Origin of the sequence: Citrobacter sp. Cpo012 (genome assembly GCF_030333015.1) — a bacterium.
GTDB lineage: Bacteria > Pseudomonadota > Gammaproteobacteria > Enterobacterales > Enterobacteriaceae > Citrobacter > Citrobacter portucalensis.
Genome location: NZ_JAOWGR010000032.1, coordinates 88065 through 108189 on the forward strand (window position 1 = coordinate 88065; position 20125 = coordinate 108189).

11 protein-coding genes are annotated in these 20125 nt (G+C 52.6%); 9 read left to right on the forward strand and 2 right to left on the reverse strand.

All coding sequences use genetic code 11. The features are described from left to right. Positions 1-339: 339 nt before the first annotated feature. The 8 genes from iolG to iolB are packed head-to-tail and all read left to right on the forward strand — an operon-like array spanning position 340 to position 9727. Positions 340-1326, forward strand: coding sequence for an inositol 2-dehydrogenase (iolG, locus tag OGX90_RS04245; RefSeq protein ID WP_032944644.1), 987 nt, complete (start codon positions 340-342; stop codon positions 1324-1326). Between the two features lie 38 nt (positions 1327-1364). Next, on the forward strand, positions 1365-2294 hold the full coding sequence (locus tag OGX90_RS04250) for a sugar ABC transporter substrate-binding protein (protein WP_003839787.1): 930 nt from the start codon (positions 1365-1367) through the stop codon (positions 2292-2294). 53 nt (positions 2295-2347) lie between these two features. Further along, a complete protein-coding gene (locus tag OGX90_RS04255; RefSeq protein ID WP_003839789.1) occupies positions 2348-3895 on the forward strand; it encodes a sugar ABC transporter ATP-binding protein in 1548 nt (515 codons plus the stop codon). 11 nt (positions 3896-3906) lie between these two features. Next, the gene (locus OGX90_RS04260; protein ID WP_003826102.1) at positions 3907-4935 is read left to right on the forward strand and encodes an ABC transporter permease; all 1029 of its coding nucleotides are present in this window, start codon (positions 3907-3909) and stop codon (positions 4933-4935) included. Between the two features lie 8 nt (positions 4936-4943). Next, a complete protein-coding gene (locus OGX90_RS04265) occupies positions 4944-6077 on the forward strand; it encodes a Gfo/Idh/MocA family protein (protein WP_286623227.1) in 1134 nt (377 codons plus the stop codon). 12 nt (positions 6078-6089) lie between these two features. Continuing rightward, entirely contained in the window at positions 6090-7994 is a 1905-nt protein-coding gene (locus tag OGX90_RS04270) for a bifunctional 5-dehydro-2-deoxygluconokinase/5-dehydro-2-deoxyphosphogluconate aldolase (protein ID WP_057068476.1), read from the forward strand. A gap of 14 nt (positions 7995-8008) precedes the next feature. Next, the gene (gene iolE / locus OGX90_RS04275) at positions 8009-8899 is read left to right on the forward strand and encodes a myo-inosose-2 dehydratase (protein WP_060683363.1); all 891 of its coding nucleotides are present in this window, start codon (positions 8009-8011) and stop codon (positions 8897-8899) included. A 9-nt stretch (positions 8900-8908) separates the two neighbouring features. Then, on the forward strand, positions 8909-9727 hold the full coding sequence (gene iolB, locus OGX90_RS04280) for a 5-deoxy-glucuronate isomerase (RefSeq protein WP_048215741.1): 819 nt from the start codon (positions 8909-8911) through the stop codon (positions 9725-9727). A 216-nt stretch (positions 9728-9943) separates the two neighbouring features. Here iolB and OGX90_RS04285 read toward each other — a convergent pair whose 3' ends face one another. Together OGX90_RS04285 and OGX90_RS04290 are read right to left on the reverse strand one after the other, a co-directional pair. After that, a complete protein-coding gene (locus tag OGX90_RS04285) occupies positions 9944-14299 on the reverse strand; it encodes an autotransporter outer membrane beta-barrel domain-containing protein (RefSeq protein ID WP_286623230.1) in 4356 nt (1451 codons plus the stop codon). Positions 14300-14732: 433 nt separating this feature from the next. Next, the gene (locus OGX90_RS04290; RefSeq protein WP_286623232.1) at positions 14733-18275 is read right to left on the reverse strand and encodes an inverse autotransporter beta domain-containing protein; all 3543 of its coding nucleotides are present in this window, start codon (positions 18273-18275) and stop codon (positions 14733-14735) included. Positions 18276-18958: 683 nt separating this feature from the next. On the opposite strand from OGX90_RS04290, the gene OGX90_RS04295 reads away from it, so the two are divergent. After that, positions 18959-20106 (forward strand): IS3 family transposase gene (locus tag OGX90_RS04295; RefSeq protein ID WP_155959297.1). Its coding sequence is split into 2 segments (ribosomal slippage): positions 18959-19196 and positions 19196-20106, totalling 1149 coding nucleotides; the frame shifts between segments, so codons are not numbered across the junction. Positions 20107-20125: the final 19 nt, after the last annotated feature.

Genomic DNA, 20125 nt, shown 5'->3' on the forward strand with positions numbered 1-20125 from the left:
GATTAATGCCGGATGGCGCTGCGCTTATTCGGCCTACAGCGGATTCTACCCCCAGTCCGGATAAGTCGTTAGCGCTGTCATCCGGTAACGTGCGACAACGAAATTTTCATTTCATTTTTCCTTTCTCTTCATCCATCGCCTCCTTCCTGAACGGAAGGGGGCCAATTCCTGCATCTTTCCTGTTGTTATGTTGTGATATTGATAACAGATTTTATCTCACTCATCTCAAAAGTGTTAACTTGCACCCAAAAACATAATTTTCACTATTTATAAAAATGAAATAAATGTTTTATTTAAAGGGTCGTTAGTTCATCGCATTCACCAACACCGGGAGCCGTTATGTTTAACATTGCTTTACTGGGCGCTGGCCGAATTGGCCAGGTACATGCAGCTAACATTGCCAGTCACAGTGCCACTACCCTCTGGTCCGTCGTCGACCCGAATCAGGAATTTGCCACCCGTCTTGCCACACAGTACCAGGCTCGTTTGCAAAGCCTGGATGAGGCGATGACGGACCCTAACGTTCACGCCGTGCTGATTGCCTCCGCGACCGATACCCATGCTGATCTGATTGAAATGGCCGCCCGCCACGGCAAAGCCATCTTCTGTGAAAAGCCGGTCCACCTGGATCTGGCCCGTGTACGCGACTGCCTGAAAGTAGTCAAAGAGTACGACGTACCGTTGTTTATCGGTTTCAACCGCCGCTTCGATCCACAGTTTCGCCGTGTGAAAACTGACGCACTGGCCGGGCGTATCGGAAAGCCGGAATCGCTGCTGATCATCTCCCGCGACCCGTCTCCGCCGCCTGCGGAATACGTGCGAGTGTCCGGCGGTATGTTCCGTGATATGACCATCCACGATTTTGATATGGCGCGCTTTATCATGGGCGAAGAGCCGGTTTCGGTGTATGCCCAGGGCAGCAATCTGGTGGATCCGGCGATTGGCGAAGCGGGCGATATCGATACCGCGTTCATCGTACTGAAATATTCATCCGGTGCGATGGCGACCATCGTCAACAGCCGCCGTTCTTCTTACGGATACGATCAGCGCCTTGAGCTGCACGGCTCTGAAGGGCTGCTGTGCGCGGGCAACATTCTCGAAAATCAGGTGCAGCACTACGCGAAGACCGGCTGCACCAGCGCGTTACCTGAACATTTCTTCCTGCAGCGTTATAAATCGGCCTATGCCGCGGAATGGGAACACTTTGTTGCGGTACTGCGCGGCGAAGCGGTCCCTGATTGCAGCGGGGACGATGGCGAGCGTGCGCTGTATCTGGCGGATAAAGCGCTGGAGTCACTGCATAGCCAACGTGAAGTTCTCCTCTGATTGTCACCACAACCTACCCTACACAGAGAGACATAATAATGAAAAAACTGATCTTAGCTGTCCTCATCGCCATGACATCCGGGGCAGCCATTGCTGAAAATGAGCAAATTGTTTTCAGTACGCCAAACCTGGCGATGCCATTTGAAGTTCACATGCAGCGCACGGCGGTGAAAGCCGCAAAAGAGATGGGCGTGAATTTACAGGTCCTGGACGGGCAGGGTAGCTCGCCAAAACAGGTCGCTGATCTGGAAAACGCCATAACTCGTGGCGCACAGGGCTTTATTGTTTCACCGAACGATGTCAACGCGGTGTCCAGCGCGGTAGATGAAATTCAGGATGCGAAACTGCCCGTTGTTACCCTCGACCGCTCCGTTGACAGCCAGAAAAAAGTGCCGCACTTCGGCGCGAACAACTACAAGGGCGGTCAGGCGATTGGCGACTTTGTCAAAACCAAATTCCCTGACGGGGCAGACATTATTCTGCTGACCGGCCAGCCAGGCTCCTCCTCCAACATTGAACGTACTAAAGGCATTCGCGACAGCCTGAAGGCGGGTGGTGAAAAGTACAAGATCGTTGCCGATCAGACCGGTAACTGGATGCGTTCTGAAGGGATGCGCATTGTCGAAAGCGTTCTGCCTTCGTTGCCGAAGCGTCCGCAGGTGATCCTCTCCGCTAACGACGATATGGCGTTGGGCGCGATTGAAGCGTTACAGGGACAAGGACTGAAACCGGGTGAAGTTCTGGTCACGGGCTTCGATGCCGTGCCGGAAGCACTGGCGCGTGTGCGCGACGGCTGGCTGGCAGTGACGGCGGATCAGCGTCCTGGCTTTGCGGTGAAAACGGCCATGAGCCAGTTGGTGAATAACGTCCGTGAGAAGACTGCGATCACCGGGGCTGACTACCCGCCAACGCTTATCACCAAAGAGAACCTGCAGCAGGCCGAGCGTATTAGTGAGGCCGGTAACTGATATGTCCGCAGCCGCCGCGCAAGTGGCGGCTCTCTATGAGGAGGAGCAGACCGATGTCGCAACCCTTACTGAAAGTGACCGACCTGGCGAAAAGCTTTTCCGGCGTTTGGGCGCTGAGCAGCGCACAGCTGACCGTCGGAGCAGGCGAAATTCATGCGCTGTTAGGTGAGAACGGTGCCGGAAAATCGACCCTGCTGAAAGCGCTGGCGGGCGCGCAGCCGCAAACACGCGGGGATATTTGGTTCAACGGCGAAACATTGCCGGTAGAAGACTCTCCGGTTGAGCGGCAGAACAAGGGCATTATCACAATTTATCAGGAATTTAATCTGCTGCCCAATATGACCGTCGCCGAGAATATGTTTCTCGGACGCGAACCGCGCAAACGCAACCTGATTGTTGACGAAAAGGCGGTAAATCAGGAAGCGCAGGTGATTCTGGATTACCTGCAACTGAACGTTGCGCCAACCACGGCTGTGGCCCGACTGAGCGTGGCGCAGCAGCAGATGGTGGAAATTGCGCGGGCGCTGACGCTGAACGCAAAACTCATCATTATGGATGAACCTTCCGCCGCGCTGAGCGACAGCGAAGTGGAAAGCCTGCATCGTGTGGTGCGGGAACTTAAAGGGCGTGGCGTGAGCATTATCTACGTCACCCATCGCCTGCATGAAGTTTTTCAACTCTGCGACCAGTTCACCGTTTTCCAGGATGGACGATTCACCGGGAATGGCGCGGTTGCACAGACCACCGTAGAACAGCTGATCCGCCTGATGGTGGGGCGCGATGTGGCCTTTAATCGCCGTCCGGCCAGCGAAACTCACCATGAAGATAAACCTGTGCGTCTGGCGGTGAAGGGGCTTAGCCGCGAAAAACCGCCGCTGGATCCGCACGGTATCGCGCTGCACGACATTAGCTTCCACGTGCATGCTGGCGAAGTGTTAGGCATTGCCGGACTGGTGGGAGCCGGGCGCACCGAAGTGGCCCGCTGCCTGTTTGGCGCCGATGGTTTTACTTCCGGCAGCTTTGAACTTGATGGCGTGCCATATCAGCCGCGCGATCCGCTGTTTGCGCTGGATCAGGGGCTGGCGTTGGTACCGGAAGATCGTAAAAAAGAGGGCGCGGTGCTTGGGCTGTCGATCCGCGACAACCTGTCGCTCTCCAGCCTCTCGTCACTGCTGCACTGGCGCTGGTTTGTGAATACCCGCAAAGAGGATGCCCTGATCGAGTCATACCGCCAGGCGCTGCAGATCAAAATGGTCAACAGCGCTCAGGAGGTGCGCAAGCTCTCCGGCGGGAACCAGCAGAAAGTAATCCTCGCGCGCTGCATGGCGCTTAATCCTCGGGTGTTGATCGTGGATGAACCAACGCGCGGCATCGATGTTGGCACCAAATCAGAAGTCCATCAGGTGCTGTTTGATATGGCGAAAAAGGGCGTGGCGGTGATCGTGATCTCCTCCGATCTGCCGGAAGTCATGGCGGTTTCCGATCGGATCATCACGTTGAGTGAAGGCCGGGTGACTGGCGAGATCCACGGTGACGACGCTAATGAAGAGCGGCTAATGACGATGATGGCCATCAACCACAACGCCCTGAATGCGGCATAACGGAGTGATTCATGACGCAGATTATTTCTAAAACGCAGGTTCCTGCCAAACGCGGCGGACGTCTTGATCCCATTGCCTTTTTTGAGCGCTTTGGGGTACTGATTTTCATGATCCTGCTGCTGATTTTCTTTCAGTTGCAGAACAGCAATTTTCTTTCTGAACGCAATATTTTCAACATTCTGACCGAAGTCTCCATCTACGGGATCATGGCGGTGGGGATGACGTTTGTCATTCTGACCGCCGGGATCGATCTGTCGGTGGGCTCCATCCTGGCGGTCTGCGCCATGACCGCCGCGTATGTGATTAAGGGCGATAACTTCACCACCGTCGACCCGAACGCCTGGGGCGGCATGAGCTGGCTGATTGGCCTTGGTATCTGTATGGCGATGGGCACCGCGATTGGTTTTCTGCATGGCCTCGGAGTGACCCGCCTGCGTCTGCCGCCGTTTATTGTCACCCTCGGCGGGATGACGATCTGGCGCGGCCTGACGCTGGTGATTAACGACGGCGCACCAATTGCCGGTTTCGACGCGGGATACCGCTGGTGGGGACGCGGCGAACTGCTTGGTATCTCCATTCCAATCTGGATATTCGCGCTGGTGGCGGTAGGCGGTTATCTGGCGCTACATAAAACCCGCTGGGGGCGCTTCGTGTACGCCATCGGCGGCAACCCGGAGGCGGCGCGTCTGGCAGGGGTTAACGTGAAGCGCGTGCTGGTGAGCGTCTACGTGTTAATTGGCTGTCTGGCAGGGCTGGCGGGCTTCATTCTCAGCGCGCGGTTGGGCAGTGCAGAAGCGGTCGCCGGGATCTCGTTTGAGCTGCGCGTTATCGCCTCGGTGGTCATTGGCGGTACCTCACTGATGGGCGGCTACGGGCGTATTGGCGGCACCATTATCGGCTCGATCATCATGGGCATCCTGATTAACGGTCTGGTGCTGATGAACGTCTCGGCTTACTACCAACAAATTATTACCGGCTTAATTATCGTTCTGGCGGTGGCGTTCGATACCTACGCCAAGAGCCGTCGCGGCGCATTGTGAGGATCATGATGAAAGAAGTTCGTATTGGATTGATTGGCACCGGGTATATCGGCAAGGCGCATGCCATCGCCTATGCCCAGGCCCCGACGGTGTTTAACCTGCGCGGCAAGCTGGTGCGCGAAATGGTGGCGGAAGTCTCTCCAGAGCTTGCCGCCGAGCGGGCGCAGGCGTTTGGCTTCAATCGCTCAACCGGAGACTGGCGTGCGCTGGTGGCTGACCCGGCCATTGATGTCGTGGATATCTGTTCTCCTAATCATCTACACAAAGAGATGGCGCTGGAAGCGATTCGCCATGGCAAGCATGTGTACTCGGAAAAGCCGTTGGCGCTGAACGCCCACGACGCGCGTGAAATGGTTGAGGCTGCACAGCGTGCAGGAGTGAAAACGCTGGTGGGGTTCAACTATATGAAGAACCCAACGGCGCAGCTGGCGAAAGAGATCATTGCGCGCGGAGAAATTGGTGAGGTGATCCATTTCTACGGCACTCACAACGAAGACTACATGGCCGATCCGCTTGCGCCGATCCACTGGCATTGTTTTAAAGAGACCGCCGGACTTGGGGCGCTTGGCGATCTGGCGGCGCATATCGTCAATATGGCGCAGTACCTGGTTGGGGATATTAAGCAGGTCTGCGGCGACCTGAAGATCGTGGTGCTACAGCGTCCGGCGAAAGTCGGTTCCTCGCAAATGGTGACGGTAGAAAACGAAGATCAGGCCCACGCGATGGTGCGCTTTGCAGGCGGTGCGCAAGGGGTGATTGAAACCTCGCGCGTTGCCTGTGGCCGCAAGATGGGGTTGTCGTATGTGATTACCGGGACCAAAGGAACCATCAGTTTTACTCAGGAGCGTATGGCTGAGCTGAAGCTCTATCTGCATGACGATCCGGTCAACCGCCAGGGGTTTCGCACTTTACTGGTTGGCCCGGCGCACCCGGACTACGGCGCGTTTTGCATGGGAGCCGGGCATGGTATCGGCTTTAACGACCAGAAAACAGTAGAAGTACGCGACCTGGTGGACGGCATTGCCGCCGATGCACCGATGTGGCCGGACTTTGAAGAGGGCTGGAAGGTGTCGCGCGTGCTTGACGCTATCGCACTCTCGCACCAGGAAGGCCGCTGGCTGAACGTGAACGACATTGTCTGAAGAGGTATCAACGTGGAAAAGCAGTTTGATGTGATATGCATGGGCCGCGTGGCGGTTGACCTCTACAGTCAGCAAATTGGCGCGCGCCTGGAAGATGTGTCGAGCTTTGCCAAATACCTTGGCGGCTCCTCCGGTAATGTGGCTTACGGTACGGCACGTCAGGGGCTGCGTTCTTCAATGCTGGCGCGGGTTGGCGACGAACATATGGGGCGTTTCCTGCGTGAAGAATTAAACCAGGTAGGCTGCGATACCAGCCATCTGATCACTGATAAAGACCGCCTGACGGCGCTGGTGCTACTCGGCATTAAAGACCGGGACACCTTCCCACTGATTTTTTACCGTGATAACTGCGCGGATATGGCGATTACCGCCAGCGATGTTGATGAACAGTACATCGCTTCTGCTCGTTGTCTTGCCATCACCGGGACACATCTTTCTCATCCGCAAACCCGCGAGGCGGTGTTGACGGCGCTCGCTTACGCCCGGCGTCACGGCGTGCGTACGGCGCTGGATATCGACTATCGCCCGGTGCTGTGGGGGCTTACTTCCTTAGGCGACGGCGAAACACGCTTTATCGCCGCCGATCAGGTCACCCGCCAGTTGCAGGAGGTGCTGCATCTTTTTGATGTAATTGTCGGCACTGAGGAGGAATTTCATATCGCGGGCGGCAGTACCGATACGCTGCAGGCGCTGTCGCAGGTTCGCGGCGTGAGTCACGCGACGCTGGTCTGCAAGCGCGGTGCGCTTGGCAGTTCGGTGTATACCGACGCGATCCCGGCCCGGCTGGACGATGGCCTGACGGTCACCGGCGTACGCGTAGAGGTGCTGAACGTGCTGGGGGCGGGGGATGCGTTTATGTCTGGCCTGCTGCGCGGCTATCTTAACGATGAAGGGTGGGAACAGGCGTGCCGCTATGCAAATGCCTGCGGCGCGCTGGTGGTATCTCGTCACGGCTGTGCGCCAGCGATGCCGAGCAAAGTTGAGCTTGATGATTATCTTTCCCGCGCTGCAGAGGTTCCACGTCCGGATCTCGATCCGCATCTCAACCATTTACATCGCGTGACGACTCGCCGCCGCACATGGCCGGAACTGTGCGTGATGGCCTTCGATCACCGTAGCCAACTGGAAGAGATGGCGTTGCAGTGCGGCGCGTCTTTGAAGCGTATTCCTGCATTGAAACAGCTTATTTTGCAGGCCAGCCGTGAAGCGGCCAACAGCGCCGGGCTGGAGGGCAAGGCCGGGCTGCTGTGCGATGGTACGTTTGGTCAGGATGCGCTGAATGCGATAACCGGAGAGGGCTGGTGGATAGGTCGCCCTATCGAACTGCCGGGGTCGCGCCCGCTGGAGATGGAACACGGCAATATAGGCTCGCAGCTCATTAGTTGGCCGCAGGAACATGTGGTGAAGTGTCTGGTCTTTTTCCATCCGGAAGATGCCCACGCGTTGCGTCTGGAACAAGAACAGAAAATCGCTGAGGTGTACCGCGCCTGTTGCCAGTCCGGGCATGAGCTGCTGCTGGAGGTGATTTTACCGGCCAGTATGCCGCGCAGTGATGAACTGTATTTGCGCGCCATTTCCCGTTTCTACAACTTAGGGATCTACCCCGACTGGTGGAAACTCCCACCGCTGACTTCTGCTGGCTGGACGGCGTTGAGTGACATTATCGAACGGCGCGATCCGCACTGCCGTGGCGTGGTGATCCTGGGTCTGGACGCTCCGGCAGAGCAACTGCGTGCTGATTTTAAAGCGGCTGCGGGTCATGGGGTGGTGAAAGGATTTGCCGTGGGACGCACGCTGTTCGGCGACGCTTCCCGCGCATGGTTGAAACACGATATTGACGATGCGCAGCTGGTGGCGCGCATTAAAGATAACTACCTGCAGCTTATCGCCTGGTGGCGCGAGCGCGGACAAGCATAATTCAGGAGAAGATGATGACGGTACAATTAGGTATTAATCCACTGACATGGACGAATGACGATCTTCCTTCACTGGGCGCTGAGACGTCGCTTGATACGTGTCTGAGCGAGGGCAAAGAGGCTGGATTTGCTGGTTTCGAACTGGGCAACAAATTCCCGCGTGAGGCGCGACTGCTCGGCCCCATTTTGCAGCGCCACGACCTGCAACTGGTTTCCGGCTGGTACTCCGGACGTCTGCTGGAACGCAGCGTGGAGGAGGAGATTGCCGCCGTGCAGTCACATCTGACGTTACTGCGCGAACTGGGAGCGAAGGTGCTGGTCTTTGCCGAAGTCAGTGGCTGCATTCACGGCGAGCAGCAGACGCCGGTACATCTGCGTCCGCGCTTCCCGCAAGAGCGCTGGCAAGAGTACGGTGAAAAGCTCACCGAGTTTGCGCGCTACACCCAGCAGCAGGGGGTACAGATTGCCTATCACCACCACATGGGAACGGTGATTGAATCTGCTGAAGATGTGGATAATCTGATGACGAATACCGGTGATGAAGTTGGCTTGTTGCTCGATACCGGGCATTTGACCTTTGCGGGTGCCGATCCGTTGGCTGTGGCGCAGCGCTGGGCATCACGTATCAACCATGTTCACTGCAAAGACGTACGTGCCGACGTGCTGGCGGATGTCAAAAACCGCAAAACCAGCTTCCTCGATGCGGTGCTGAGCGGCGTCTTTACCGTACCGGGAGATGGCTGCGTTGACTATCCGCCAATCATGGCATTGCTGAAGGCGAACCAGTATCAGGGGTGGCTGGTGGTGGAGGCGGAGCAGGATCCAGCCATCGCGCATCCGCTGACGTATGCGCGTCTGGGCTATAACAACCTTAGCCGTCTGGCACGGGATGCCGGGCTTATCTGAGGAGGTGATATGTCACGTTTATTATCACGCTGGCAGCAGCCGGACGCGCAAGGGTGTACGCAGTCAGTGACGCCGGAAAGCGCCGGTTGGGGATATGTTGGCTTTAGAGCGTATGAACTGGAGGAAGGGCAGCAGCTTACGCTGCCCGCCGTCAGCGAAGAACGTTGTCTGGTATTGGTTGCCGGACGCGCGACCGTCACCACGCCGGGCGCAACTTTTACGGATATCGGTGAGCGGATGAGCCCGTTTGAACGCATCAAACCGTGGGCGGTTTATGTCACTGCTGGTGAAACAATACAGGTTCAGGCGGTGACCAGACTGGAGCTGGCGGTCTGCGCTGCACCGGGGAAAGGCACGCACCCAACACGGCTGATCGCACCTAAGGATATCGACGGGGAAGCCCGCGGCAAAGGGCACAACCAGCGCTACGTGCACAACATCTTACCGGAAGATAAACCCGCAGATAGCCTGCTGGTGGTGGAGGTGTGGACCAACGAAGGTTGTACCAGTTCTTACCCAAGCCATAAGCATGACACCGATAATCCCCCGCAGGAAACCTATCTGGAGGAGACTTACTACCATCGCCTCAACCCGCCGCAGGGATTCTGTATGCAACGGGTGTACACCGACGACCGATCGCTTGACGAGTGTATGGCAGTCTATAACCGCGACGTGGTGATGGTGCCGAAAGGGTATCACCCGGTGGCAACCCTGGCGGGATATGACAGTTACTACCTTAACGTGATGGCCGGCCCGGTTCGCAAATGGATGTTTACCTGGGAAGATGAACATGCGTGGATTAACAGGGATTATCCGGTTGATAAGTAAGGTCATGAATGGCTTTATTAAAAGTGAGTCGTTTTTTTCCCTCCTTTTGATGAGTAAAAGGGGGAGGAATGGGATGATGGTTGGCGCTATTTAAGTGCTCATTATTCTCATCGCTCGCCTGGCCATGAGAATAATGCAAGCGTCGATATATTTGAGTTTATGGCAGTAGCCGGGGTGCTCTCGAAAACACCCCGGCTATCTTTTGTTGAGGGCTAATTAGAAATGATATTTCAGTCCTAACGTTGCCGAGCTGTTGTTATAACCGTTGTCTCCCATCTGGACGCCCACATTACCCCACAGATTTAAATCTGGTGTAATCTGGCCTTCGACACCCAGTTTAATCTCTCCCAGATTGCGTGCACCTTCCTGGCTGACGCTAACGTCGTCCATTTTAGTGCTAAAACTGCGTGTATTATGGAGCCAGTTAGCTTCAATAAATGGCTGGAATTCGCGGCCTTTGCCCTCATCCATTTTATTAAAGCTTTTCAGGTAGGCTCTGGCTCCAAGACGGGTTTGAATATTACCGTTACCATTCATCTCGATACGCGTTCCGTTAGCTTCCCGATGGTCATCAGATTTGACCCCCATCCAGGTAACCTGCGCCTGCGGTTGAACATACCACTCATTAACGGTTCCTTTGCTGCCAGAGAATTCGCCAACTTTAAAGGTATATCCCGTTTCAACAGAAGCTGTCAGACCTTTGGATTTATAGGACTCAGAAGCCAGTCCTTCACCTTTGACATGGTTGTCAAACCATCCATATTGTGCCCAACCGTCGAGGTACAGGCCTTTATGGTCGGTGTTATCGGCAAACCATGTAGCATAAAGGCCAGTGCTATAGCCATTGACGCTACCTCGCGAGGTGTAACCCGTTGCTGATGAGCGGGTCTGATTATTGTCATGACCATACCCGGCCATGATCCCGAAACGCCAGCTATCATGCCCGTTGGTTGAGCCCTGCGCGATATCGCTGCCGAGCTGCATCACATAGCGATTACTTTGAGTACGTAATTGGCTGCTACCGTCATACCAACTTTGGTGGCCACCTGCCTGACGCATCCACATACCGGTGGTTTTCATCTCTCCGGTTGACACATCTGTGTACTGAGCTTTGCCCGAGCGATCGTGTAACTGCATGTTAAACATGGTGTTTACGGCAGCATGGTTCGCGGTATAGGTCCCTCCTTCCGGGCGAAGCATATGCTCTGTGGGCGAAACCGGTTTTTCGGGTATTTCAGGCTTATTCAACTGACTGGTCAGATACCAGTGATTATTGTTAGCCCCCTGACCTCGAACCAATGAATAATCATACGCGCCCGCAGTGATACGCCCGCTCTGAGTAAAATCACCATCAGAACGGCCATCAACATGAATAAGCTCAATCCCCTCCAGAGTTTGTGAACCCTGGCCTCCTGCATTGGTGACACTTACTTGAGTATTGCCAGTGGTATCACCTTTTACAATAAGCTTATCGGTGACCGAACGGTCGTCCCCCAGAACCGTATCAAAATTAATAACACCATTGCCGCCGTGGTAATTTCCTTCAACAATCAGCTGATTGCCTGCGGACTGTCCAATATTCCCTAAAGATATCGCACCCTGGTTGGTGAGATCTCCGCCAACAGTAAAGTGGCCTGATGCTCCATTTCCGGCAACAAACAGTCCGGCATTATGGATACTGCCTAGTACCGTTCCCGCACCTGAAAGCATACCGGCAGAAGATATATTGACCTGCTGGCTCGCTAAGGTAACAGGTGCATCCTCCTGACCCAGCATCAGACCCCCTTGTTGAATATCAGTGGTGCCGGTATAGGTGGAATCTGCAGTCAGAGTGATAGTGCCCTGACCCTGCTTGATGACATTACCGCTGCCATCGACCTGGTTTTGCATGGTCCAGTCATCCAAGCTGTTAAGGATCATGTCACCCTGATTATGAATGGTCGCCTCCCCCAGATGTTCGGCGGCTGACGCCACTAATTGTGTGTTTTTATCCAGGTTAAGCTGGCCGCTAAATCCACTGTTATCCCCCTCAAGAGCGACGTTAGATTCGCTGAATGAAACTTCACCCTTACCGCTAAGGTTGTTGGACAAGTGTCCCTCAACGGCATTGAGATTGAGGTGGCCATCGGAAATAATCTCCCCGGTCCCCAATCCCTGAACATTATCCAGAGTGACCTCTGCGCCGGAAGCGATGGTCGTTGTTGCGCTTAAGGACGCATTATTGCCCTTCACGCTAAAGACACCGTTATCTATATTCAGATTACCGCTGCCGACCAATGCTCCTGCGGATGTTCCGCCGTTAGAAATCGTCAGGCTACCGCCATTAATATTCAGAACTGATCCCACCGCGCTGGTTAGCTGCCCAATCGTCTGGCTATGCCCATTCATATCCAAAACGGTCTCTTCTGCCATCTGCAGACCTGCTGTATGGCCCAGTACATTATCATTGAGCATCAGTAGATTACCGCTGCGCAAATCGGTCAGACCGGTGTAATCATTATTCAAACCTGACAGTGAAACTGTGTGGCCTTTCTGGCTGTCGAGCGCCAGATCCCCGGAGCCGGTCAGGCGGGAACTCAATTCCGCAGCCGCTCCGGTTTTTCCGTTGGCGTTCAGGATCAATGCATTCTGACCCTGTCCTTGTAATTCAATCTGTGTCAGACCGTAGCCCACATAAAGGCCGTCATGATTTTGCCCACTGGTCAGGCGATAGTCATACGTTCCCTTTGCTACAACCTGTCCGTCCTGGCTGATGTCATGCTGAACAGCATCTGTTATCGCGTTACCGTTCAGATCCTGTAGTTGCAGGTTTCCGGCATCTCCTGTTACAACGGTTGCTGAATTGGTGGAAACCAGCTTAATTTCCGCATTGGCGTCTTCCTGCTCCATTAAGGAGAGACCGGTATCAATACCCTGAGATATGGCGTCCACTACGCCCACAGGATTCACCTGCACAGCACCAGACCCAGTCAGGTCTAACTGATCTTTAACATTCACCATTTTGTCGGTTTGGTGTATGCCGGGGGTAATGTTACCAAACTCAATGGTACCGCCAGAAAAGGCCAGGCTTCCAATGGACTGTGTGCCAGTGCCCAGTGAAATTTCACTTCCTTTTCCTGCAATCAGCCCTGCTTTTGCAAGAGCATCGGTGTTGGTTCCCTGCAGGTTGAATGTCGTATTCTGTAACGCCAGTGCACCAGTGAACCCAGAGGTCGCTGTGCTATTTTTAAAAGAGAAAGCGTGATTTCCCGTATCGACACTCAGGATGCCGGACCCAGAAATCTTGTGGTTAAACAACCAGTCGCTGGTGCTATTGAGCTGCAGTTTCCCGGCAACGGATAACCCGGCAGAGCCCAGGTTTTTCTGATCGGACACGGTCGCAACGGCACCCGATTCAACATTGATCTTGCCTTTAAAGGCGCTGTTATCACCCATTAACGCCACATTTCCAGCGCCGACGGAGATAATACCGTTCCCCGTAATCTTATTGGTGAACTCCATGTCATCTTGAGCGTTCAGCAAGAGTTTGCCGCTATTGCTAATATCAGCGGTTCCCAGGTTCTGCGTAACCCCAAGGGTGGCATTCCTGGCAATTTTTACTTTGCCGCTAAATTTTGAGTTATCTCCGGACAAAAACGTTGTGCCATTAAGCGCATTGATATTACCCAGCCCCTCACTGCCGCTTGATATATCAGCTGTTATATTGGCGTTATCACCGGTGTGGTTCAGTGTTATTTTTTTATTGTCCGTACTAGCCCAAACGAATTCTATTTTCTTGGCGTCAATAATCCCAGCAGCTTTAGCTTTCTCTCCTTCTTGAGCGCCTAATGCTAATTCTGAGTTCGTACTCAAACTAATTTCTGGAGCAGAGATTTTTCCCATATCAGATACCACTAAAGTGGTATTTGAGTCTTGGTTAAAATACCCCAGACTTAATTTCTCACTGGCGTTAATTTCTCCCTTGTTATTAACCGACAGGAATTGATCGCCACCGTAGCTCTTGAAAACACCCATGAAGAATGTTTGAGTATTTACCTGGCTACCTTCGCCGCTAATGTTTCCCCTTTCATAGGTAAGACGACTGGTCCCTTTAACATGAATCTTACCGCCATCAGACACGTTAAAATAACCGCCAGTTCGCCAGTTGTCTGATGCGCTGTCATATAAGTCGTCAGCATAGAGTTCGCTGCCTGCATTGGACACGTTAAGGTAACCCGTACCTCTCAGCAGAACGTTTAGCTCACCATTGATACGCACTGTTCCTTGGGTAATATCCAGCCCACCACCTGATGTGAAGGTCAGGCGGGGGCGAGAGTCCGGCGCATTAATCACCAGGTTGGCGTTATCTTTTACATTGATATGGTAATTAATGGAGTGACTGTTTTGGCCAAAATCAATGGTGTTATCTGTGATGACATCAATATCATCAGCAAAAGCCATTGATGAGCATAGCGCTACAGCACCGGCTAATAACGCCCTGGACTTTTTTTTCGTGTTCTTCCTTCCCAGTTCGGAGCACACACACCAGCAATTACGGACTTTACTCCATTTTATTTGATATATTTTGTTCATAAACTCTCCGCAAAATAATCATAATAAAAATTTAACACTTTTGGGGTGAAATATTTATCGGGATACATTTTTGAGAGTGAAAATGTAGATCTCCGAATTGATGATATATGTCACGTGTCATTAATGTGATGTAAACATCGATACCGGATACTCGATTCAAGTCTCCCTGCGTAGTTTGTCACGTGATAAATTAATTTTGATAATATAGCCATCTGGTTGGAAATATTTTACCTGAGGTTTTGTCGATATTTCCAGCCCCTTTATTATATTGCTGCTTGTTTTCAAATCAACGGGGGAAGGGGAATCATCGAGAGTGAACTTAGCTTTGCTAAAGCTATTACAGTTCTGAGTCTTAGTGGGTAGAAGACGCGTGGACAATATATAGAAAGGGAGATAGCCGCCACGCTGCGGCTATCTCCTGTTTATATCCCGATCAGGAATTTGGTTGATGGTTCTCAACTACCCAGACGGTGAGTACTTTTTCCAACGTTTTATCTCCCGTCGTTGCCTTCGCTCTTACCCAACTTACACCGGCCGTATCCGTTCTCAGTTCAGAGTAAGCATTCCCTAACTTAAAGTTGGTTTTATCCGGCGTCATCGTAAAGGTTCCGCTGCCGGGTTTGGCTTTGCTGCCTGCGCTAAATTCGACACTGCCGTTTAACGGGTTACCGAATTTATCCTGCAACCGGGCCATAAAGCCTACCGGCTCAAGGTTGGCAACGGCATAGCCAGGATCCTGCTCCAGAGTGAGTACTGGATTCTGGGCGTCGGCATTCAGCGTTAGCGAAGCATTTGCCGAGACATTGCTACCGTGTTCAGCCAATGTGGCGGTCAGCGTGTAACGACCCGCCTTATTACCGTGGACATTTACCGTCGCAGTACCGGAACCATTGGTGGTGACAAGCGTATTGTCAATCACCAGAGGATCGCGTGGCGATGGGCCTGTAGCCGTAATTTTCAGCTTACGGTTGCTGACGCCGTTCCCTGATGTATCGGTCAGATGCAGGGTAAACGCCACGTTATCCACATCACTGACTACGGCGGATGTCGTTGACGGTTCGATCGTCAACGCGGCATTTTGCAGATCCGATACCACCTCAATCGCCTTACTCGCCGTAACGCGTTTACCCTCTTTGATGAAGGTTGCCTGCAATTGATAGTGCCCAGCTTCTGCGGCAATAAAGGTTGTTGATGCCATTCCTTTCTCATCCAATGTCAGTTCGGACTGGCCCAGTTTTAATCCACTGGCAGGGGAACTGGTCAGGTGCACGTCACCACTAAATGGGTTGTTTTCACCGTCGACAACCTGTACCTGAATTTCATGTGCCGCTGATGCGTTTGCCACAATGCTCTCAGACGGTGCGGTCAAATTCAGCACTGCGCTGTTAATATCAGGTACGAATTCCAGGTCAACGCTTGAGGACTCAACGCTGTGCTGCCCATCTGTAACCCTGGCATTAACGGTGTAATGACCTGCCTTAACCGTAGTTAACGTTACCGTCGCGTAACCGTCTTTATTGGTGGTGATTTTCTCCGGGTACACGAGCCCTTGTGGCGTTACGATAAGCTCCACTTTCTGTCCTTCAACCGACGCGGCGGTATTGTTGAGCATGATCTCAAGCGTGGCACCATCGCGACCGTTTGCTGCAATATTGGTGATTGCGCCATTGTCTTTGGCCGTCAGAGACAATGTTGCCCCCTCCATTGCAGAGGCAAATGTTACGCTTAGCGATGAGCTGATGTTCCCCGCGCTTAGCGTAATATCATAAGTTCCCGGCGTTGAACTGGTCAGTGAGAATCTTGCTTCACCTTTGGCATCGGTCTTCACAACGTTCTCCCCATTCGCGATCTTAACCTGTGGCGGTAACGCCAGAGTGACCGTGTATCCGGACAGCGGGTTCCCATAACGGTCGGTCAGGGTAACGGCCGCGACATTACTCTGTTTGCCATCCGCCAGCGCATTGTCCTTGGTCAGGTTAAAAGCCTGCACCACCGGCTGCGTTTTGTCGGCAATCCAGTTGGCTTGTTTTTCCAGCCCAGAGAAATCATGTTTTTGTGACGTCACACCAATGCGTGTCGCCTGAGCCAGTTCAGACGTTGCCTTAGCGCTGTACACGCCGTCTTTCTCTTCTACTGCAGTAAAACGGACCTCGCCGCTGGCTGAAACTGCATAAAAACGTAAGCTGTCGTCGCCGGTGATGGCATTCCCGTCTTTATCTTTTGCTTCTAACGCCAGGCTAATCGGATGTCCAACGACCTGCTCCATGGGCATTACCGTGAATGTCGATTTTGCCGCCTCTGCGGAAACCGCTTTTAGTTTCACCGTCAGGGTTTCTGTTTTACCCAGGACTTTAGCGGTGATGCGTGCCGTCCCCGCTGTTAAACCCGGCGTCAGCGTGGCGGTATACACCCCGGAGCGGGTTTCCTGCACTTCACCAAGTTTTGGAGCCTGTGCTGAACGCTCACGATTTCTCTGTGCGTCAGGCGTAAACGCTAAAGACAACTCAATGTCATGTGCAAGCCCTGTTAACGGGTTACCATTGGTATCTTTAAGCACCAACGTAACCGGATGCTGTGACTTCCCGTCAGCCGCGATGATCGGTTGCTGCTCGCCGTTCAATGTAAAATCCATTGTGCCGACAGAGGCCGAACTCCTCGTCACCGTCACGTCCATCACCGCATAGTTAGAGGCGTTTCCTTTAACATCTCGCGCCGTTGCACCGATTTGCCAGTGATTAGTGCCGCCTGGTGTATAAGCGGGTAACGTCAGTTGCCATGATGTGCCGCTACCGGAAATGCGTCCGCCAGCGGCGGTAAATGCGCTATCGTTCCACTCTACCGACTGAATGCCCCAGTGGGATTTATCCAGCGAAATAGTCACCGGAATAACGGCGCCACCTTCCCCCTGTACGCTTTCAGGCAGGCGGATTTTCAGAACCGATTTTTTGCGGTATTCCAGAACAATATTGTTATTTCGTTCGACAAAATCGTAGCGTCCGTGCTGAACTTCGCGCATTAACGCAACATTGTCGCTGTCCAACTGCTTCGCCAGCGGGATGCCGGGGCGATAGTTAATCTCTATGCCGAAGCGTGAATCATGAGTATTGCTCTGCCCCTGCTTGTGTTCAGCGGAAAGCGTAACTAGAGGAACCGGCGTATAGCTGATCCCGCCAGTAAAGGCGTACGGATTTTCCTGAAGATGATAGCTGCCAAAGAGGCCGACATTCTTGCCGTAATACTTTTCATATTTAAGCGATGCGCCCAGTTGCGGATACGATGGCAACCAACCTTGGGTATAGATATCCCATCCATCCGCCGGACGTTCCTGATAATCATCCAGATCGTGGGAATCCTTCCATTTTGATAATCTTAAATAAGCATTTGCGCCTGCGCGTAAATAATCTCGCCAATACTCAACGCCTGCACCCATACGTGCGTGATGACGACTTAAATCGTAGTCATAAAATAAGTTTGCGCCAAGCATTGAATTATCCGCCGTGAAGTAGCGATAACCCATACCGATATTAGTTTGGGTTCTGTCATCGGTACGGTGAAGCGATGTCTGGCTAAATAAAACATGCTGCTTTGTATCAACCCACGGATAAAGGAAATCGAACGCCGAATCTTTCAACGAGAAAGCGTCATCGACGTTGAGTTGAATACGCGCATTACCGTACTTCTGTAGCCACTCTACCACCTCCTTCGTTGCCTGTGCTGAGACGGTATTGGCAGCAAAACTGCCCGCATGGCCGTTTTCAATACTTCTGCCAGCCTGCGCGGCGAGAGAAGACAGGCCGCGCAGTTCTTGCTGTTCTGCGGCGGCCTGCGATGCCTTAACGGCTGACGCATGGCTGATGGTTGGCGTGAAGCTAAGAAGGGCAGGATACAGAGCCTGCAAAGCGATTGTTGACCATGCGACAACCTTATTAACGGGGCCTGTTGCCCCATTGCTCCGCGAAATTTTCTTATTTGACATTTGTAACTCCAATATCAATTAAAAAAATCAAAGGTTATTCCATGTACTGAACGGGATGCGTAATATATGTATTTAGTAGGAAAATTCAAGAGTTGTTCATGGAGAAGTTAACTGGATATTTTTACACTATGCGGCATTGTGGGCTGTTTAACGATGTCGAACGTTTAAATGACGAATGTATTTAAAAAATACGTTTCTTTTTATCGTGATGATTTTAAGCCTGTAGGGATATTATTTAACCATGGTCGTTCACTGTTAAATAAAAAGAGTTATCAGGAAACTAATCTGCCTGTTCGTATTCTGCTATCATCACGTTCTCCGGATCTAAGTCTGGAACGTGTCAACGCTATTCAGGACTAGTCAATAGACACAAAAAAGCCCTCAGCTTGCGCTGAGGGCTTTTCGCCGGTGTTTGGGCTGGCGTCCTTGTAATTGGTGGGGGAGGTAGTTGAGTTTGTTGGGGATTTTGATTTTTTGCGTTGAAGGGAAGGTGCAAAAAGGGTGGCGACGGTATTGATATGGAAAGTGTTATTTATCTATTTGATTTTTTATTGATATTTTTTGGGTCTGAATTTTGCGTGATGACTGATGCTTCCAGGACAAGTCGTAGAATTGTCGTTTGAATCGCCACGGGTTTAACAGACACCTCGGAGTCATTTAAGATGACTTAAAGAGAGGTGCCCATGAGCGGTAAACGTTATCCCGAAGAGTTTAAAATTGAAGCAGTCAAACAGGTTATTGATCGCGGTCATTCTGTTTCCAGCGTTGCAACACGTCTCGATATCACCACCCACAGCCTTTACGCCTGGATAAAGAAGTACGGTCCGGACTCATCCACTAATAAAGAACAGTCAGATGCTCAGGCCGAGATCCGCCGACTCCAGAAGGAGTTGAAGCGGGTTACTGACGAACGAGACATATTAAAAAAAGCCGCGGCGTACTTCGCAAAGCTGTCCGACTGAGGTACGCCTTTATTCGTGACAACTCCCGTTGCTGGCCTGTTCGTCTGCTCTGCAGGGTGCTGGATGTTCATCCCAGTGGCTTTTACGCCTGGTTTAAGCAACCGTATTCTCAGCGCCACCAGGTAGATCTAAGACTGACGGGACAGATCAAACAGTTCTGGCTGGAGTCCGGTTGCGTTTATGGTTATCGCAAGATCCATCTGGACTTGCGGGATAGCGGTCAACAGTGCGGAGTGAACAGAGTCTGGCGACTGATGAATCGTGCCGGGATAAAGGCTCAGGTCGGGTACCGGAGCCCGCGGGCACGCAAAGGCGAGGCCAGTATCGTATCGCCCAACAGGCTCCAGCGACAGTTCAATCCGGATGCTCCGGATAAGCGTTGGGTAACGGACATAACCTACATCAGGACCCACGAAGGCTGGCTGTATCTTGCTGTGGTTGTTGATCTGTTCTCACGCAAAATTATCGGCTGGTCAATGCAATCCCGGATGACAAAGGACATTGTCCTGAACGCACTGCTGATGGCTGTATGGCGGCGTAATCCCCAAAAACAGGTGCTGGTTCATTCGGACCAGGGCAGTCAGTACACAAGCCATGAGTGGCAGTCGTTCCTGAAATCACACGGCCTGGAGGGGAGCATGAGCCGTCGCGGTAACTGTCACGATAATGCGGTTGCAGAAAGCTTTTTCCAGTTGCTGAAACGCGAACGGATAAAGAAAAAGATCTACGGAACGCGGGAAGAAGCCCGCAGCGATATTTTTGATTACATCGAAATGTTTTATAACAGTAAGCGTCGGCATGGTTCGAGCAATCAGATGTCACCGACAGAATATGAAAACCAGTATTATCAACGGCTCGGAAGTGTCTAGATTATCCGTGGCGATTCAA

Excerpts from the sequence above, each read along its gene's own strand:
- iolG (WP_032944644.1), top strand. The coding sequence starts at position 340 with ATGTTTAACATTGCTTTACTGGGCGCTGGCCGAATTGGCCAGGTACAT.
- OGX90_RS04250 (WP_003839787.1), top strand. The coding sequence starts at position 1,365 with ATGAAAAAACTGATCTTAGCTGTCCTCATCGCCATGACATCCGGGGCA.
- OGX90_RS04255 (WP_003839789.1), top strand. The coding sequence starts at position 2,348 with ATGTCGCAACCCTTACTGAAAGTGACCGACCTGGCGAAAAGCTTTTCC.
- OGX90_RS04260 (WP_003826102.1), top strand. The coding sequence starts at position 3,907 with ATGACGCAGATTATTTCTAAAACGCAGGTTCCTGCCAAACGCGGCGGA.
- OGX90_RS04265 (WP_286623227.1), top strand. The coding sequence starts at position 4,944 with ATGAAAGAAGTTCGTATTGGATTGATTGGCACCGGGTATATCGGCAAG.
- iolE (WP_060683363.1), top strand. The coding sequence starts at position 8,009 with ATGACGGTACAATTAGGTATTAATCCACTGACATGGACGAATGACGAT.
- iolB (WP_048215741.1), top strand. The coding sequence starts at position 8,909 with ATGTCACGTTTATTATCACGCTGGCAGCAGCCGGACGCGCAAGGGTGT.
- OGX90_RS04285 (WP_286623230.1), bottom strand. The coding sequence starts at position 14,299 with ATGAACAAAATATATCAAATAAAATGGAGTAAAGTCCGTAATTGCTGG.
- OGX90_RS04290 (WP_286623232.1), bottom strand. The coding sequence starts at position 18,275 with ATGTCAAATAAGAAAATTTCGCGGAGCAATGGGGCAACAGGCCCCGTT.